The 3503-nt window shown below is 41.1% G+C and carries 3 protein-coding genes; 2 read left to right on the forward strand and 1 reads right to left on the reverse strand.

All coding sequences use genetic code 11. The features are described from left to right. Nucleotides 1-377: Rpn family recombination-promoting nuclease/putative transposase (locus B0H50_RS12805; protein WP_199191915.1), on the reverse strand; the 377-nt coding region annotated here is incomplete at its 3' end. Nucleotides 378-1214: 837 nt separating this feature from the next. On the opposite strand from B0H50_RS12805, the gene B0H50_RS12810 reads away from it, so the two are divergent. Together B0H50_RS12810 and B0H50_RS12815 are read left to right on the forward strand one after the other, a co-directional pair. Continuing rightward, a complete protein-coding gene (locus B0H50_RS12810) occupies nt 1215-2930 on the forward strand; it encodes a hypothetical protein (protein ID WP_109587909.1) in 1716 nt (571 codons plus the stop codon). A gap of 13 nt (nt 2931-2943) precedes the next feature. Continuing rightward, nucleotides 2944-3342 (forward strand): hypothetical protein, encoded by a 399-nt coding sequence (locus B0H50_RS12815; protein ID WP_106200283.1) that lies wholly within the window; start codon nt 2944-2946, stop codon nt 3340-3342. The last annotated feature ends 161 nt before the right edge of the window (nt 3343-3503 follow it).

The following is a 3503-nucleotide window of genomic DNA, read 5'->3' on the forward strand; positions in this document are numbered from 1 at the left end:
AAAAGAATGGCGACTGTCGGAATTTGCGTTGCGCTGTGCGATTGTGCGTAAGCGTTCATCACCGAATTGACATATTTTCCCATCTGCGCCAACGTGTTTGCGTCAGGCCCGGATTTGTGTTCGAGCAAAACGCCTACGAGTGCGTGATCGCCCGAAGTGGCGTTCACCCGAAACGCCAAATCGGCTTCGCCCGTTTCGTCCACATTCGAATAGGAATCGGGAATGCGCACAAATGTATTCGGATCGACCGCTGCCAAAAATTGCTGAATCTCCAAATTGGATTTTGCGGAAAGTTTCAACAACGCCCGCAGATGATTTTCGTCGGCAAAAAGCCAGCGGAAAAATGCGTCATGACTGCGACGAGAATTTTTTGTCATTTTGTTCTCCATTGGGAACGCCCCCAAAAAAGCGGATAAGGACAATTTTCCCTATCTAAGAGTATAGACGCTTTAATTAGTAAAAATGCACCAAAAGTAAAGAAGATTTTACTTAAAAACGAAAAAAGTTGAAATCAATGCATAATTCACAATTGATAATGAACAATTCAAAAGTTAGGCAGCTTCGCTGCTATTTATAGCAAGCGCGCCGCAGACACATCCGCCATGTCATTCTGAACGGAGCCGAAGGCGGAGCGATATATGAAACTTGGAACTTTAGTTAAGCCCTTTGGGGTAGAATCTAGCGCTTTTCGCAATGAGAACAGCTAGATTCTTCACTGCGTTCAGGATACATTTCCCGTGTAATTCTGAGTGGAGTCGAAGGCGAAGTGAACGGATCTAGCAGTTCATATTAAGCCAAAAATTTTTAAAGATGAGTTCCCGCGGTCAAAATAATGGCAAGAAATTTCATTTGAAGTGTCCATCCGAAAAAAAGTGGCTAGAAATTTCATTTGAACCCTCCATCTGAAACTTTTGACGCTGGAAATTCCCTTTTGTTTAGAGCTTAGAATTTCTAAGCTCAAAGTTCTCAGCTCTAAGCTCTCAAAACCCCGCGCAGAGAAAGATTTTGCCATTTTCTCTCCAAAATTCCAATTTTTAGCAAATCAAAGAGCTCGTAAAAATTATTGACGGAACTGTTTTTTTTTACATTCCGCTATGAAATTGCTTAAAAGGAGCTTTTTTGATGCAAAAAGTTCAACCAATGAAATGGGTGAGATAATGAAAAGGTTCTTTTTAATGATGGCAATCGGTATTTAATCTGAATGGATTTTTTCAATGTCTCTTCAAGATGACAAAAGGTTGATTTGGTCAGAAACGCTTGTCTTTATTGGAGCTGGGGCTACTGCAAGCCTTGGCATGCCACAGACAAACGAACAAACCGAATTTTTTCGAAATTTGGCTGATGAAAATGCGGCTAAATCGTTAAAAGAAGTGGCGAAAAATTTCGAACCCGAAGACTTGCGCCGACTTGAAGATTTCTTGACTCTGCTTGGAAATGAAAAGAAAAAAGGGGATTCTTGGCTTGAAATAACGCCATCGGAACGCGAGGCCGCAAAGCGGGCATATCAGAATATTTCTCCAACTATTGATGACGCTGTTTTGGAAGCTCGGATTTTGGAACTGCGGCATGCTTATGACTGGCTTGCGTTAAAACAAATTATTCCTGTATGCCCAAAGTCGCACCAAGATAATCTGATTAGAGATTTATACACTCTTTTGGATAAAAAGATAAATGCAAAGCAGAGCATCAAGGTTTGCGCGGTTTCTGAGGGGCACGATGAAATTGTCATTGAAAATTCAAGGCTTCGGGGCGCTTATTCTTGTGCGATTTGCTTGACTGTTTTTCTGTTTGCAAAGGCTTGGAAAAATTTGGCGAACGGGAAAAATGCTGACAAATTAAAGCAGTACGAGGCGTTTGCGAATTCCCTTGCTCGGCTGATGCAAAAAGAAGGAGGCCGGTTTGAAAAATGCGGTTATCCTTTGAATAGTAGAGCGTTTTACTTGTTTAGCTATTCCATGGTTTCCTTTAATTTTGAAACCGTAATCATGTGGCTGCTTTTTAATGCCCACAAGGCTGCGAATCATTCAGGGTTTTATCTATCGACAGGTCAGGAATTGAATCTCTGGCTCGATTTTGGATTCAATACTAAAAGCCGTAAAGTAAGCAAAAAAGATTTGGACCGAAATCCGGGAAAATTTTCCTATTCATTTAATGAGACGGTTGCCTTTCGCCAAAATGAGTGCTCGGTTCCCGGCAGCCCTATTAATCGTGTCGGAAAGTTTTATTTTGCCCATGGAAGTTCCAACTGGCGCGAATGCCCTGTGTGTGGGCGCATGATGTATTATTTGGGCGATGAATGGGGTGTAAATTCGCTGCATTTGAATCCGCCGCTTCCAGTTCCGATTTTTGATAATGACGATTTTAATAGGACGGAATGCGAAAAAGAATGGCGGACAAAAAAGCTGCAAACAGATGCCTTGGAATGCGTGTCTTGCGGCTCCAAGACTTTTGCTAATAGCGCCCCCATGATTATGCAGACTTTGATCAAGGGACCCCCCACCTCGTTTCTTGAAGAGGTTCAGAGAGATATCAGGGTGAGCCTTGAAAAGGCTCGTCATATTGTTTTGTTCGGCTATCAATTGCCTCCAGATGATGCGTTGTGGATTCAGACATTTTCAGAAGCGGTACGGTGCCGTAAAGGTTCAACGGATGCGCCCTATTGCACGGTGATTGTTGGTCATAAAGGTCCGCAAAAGTGGCTGTATGGCGATGAAATGCGGGAATATGCCGAGAAGCATCGCTGTGAAAAAGATGCTGCGGAATACGGTGTTTGCGCCATAGACAATGCGGTATCGATTTTTGATGAAAAACATGTTCGCGCCTATTGCGGCGGTATTCCGCAAGTATTTAATCAATCCACAGAACAGGATGTAAAGGAAATCCTTTATCCTGATTTTGTGGAGTGGAAAGGAACTCGATTAAACATTTAAAAAGGAGTAAAAAATGGTATATTATATTGAATGCATTGTGACCAAGGTGGAACAGGAGTCCTCGGACTCTATAAAATTTTACATAAAAGGGTGTCAAAACTATGCAGTTGTTTTAAAAAAGGATGATAAGGAGGAACACAAGAATCTGTTCTTTGATAATGATTTCAAAAAAGCCATTGTACAAGAGGCTGATGAGGGACTTAAAACAAACGATCCTTTAATGAAAGATATGATTCTCGCAGCATGGTCATCTAATAAGAAAATTAGACTAGATGTGGAAGAACCTGAAGCGGAAAAAACTAAAGAGGATAAATCTAAAGTTGAAAAACCTGAAGAGGGAAAAGCTAAAGCAGATGATAAAAGTCTTATGGTTCTCATAAGTTATATTACTTTAAAATTTAAAACAACATAAATAAAGGAAAACTCATGAAGCATTTAGCTAAAATTTCGCTTTTCTTTTTAGCCTCTTTATTTTGTGCTTGTGACGACAGTGGAAGTTCTGCAGCAGCAGAAGATTCAAGTACATCCGAAATTACATAGAACTCTAGCAGTTCGCAAAAGGATTCGGATGAT

The organism is Hallerella porci (assembly GCF_003148885.1).
Classification (GTDB): domain Bacteria; phylum Fibrobacterota; class Fibrobacteria; order Fibrobacterales; family Fibrobacteraceae; genus Hallerella; species Hallerella porci.

Coding starts and splice junctions, on each gene's coding strand:
- B0H50_RS12810 (WP_109587909.1), top strand. CDS start 1,215: ATGTCTCTTCAAGATGACAAAAGGTTGATTTGGTCAGAAACGCTTGTC.
- B0H50_RS12815 (WP_106200283.1), top strand. CDS start 2,944: ATGGTATATTATATTGAATGCATTGTGACCAAGGTGGAACAGGAGTCC.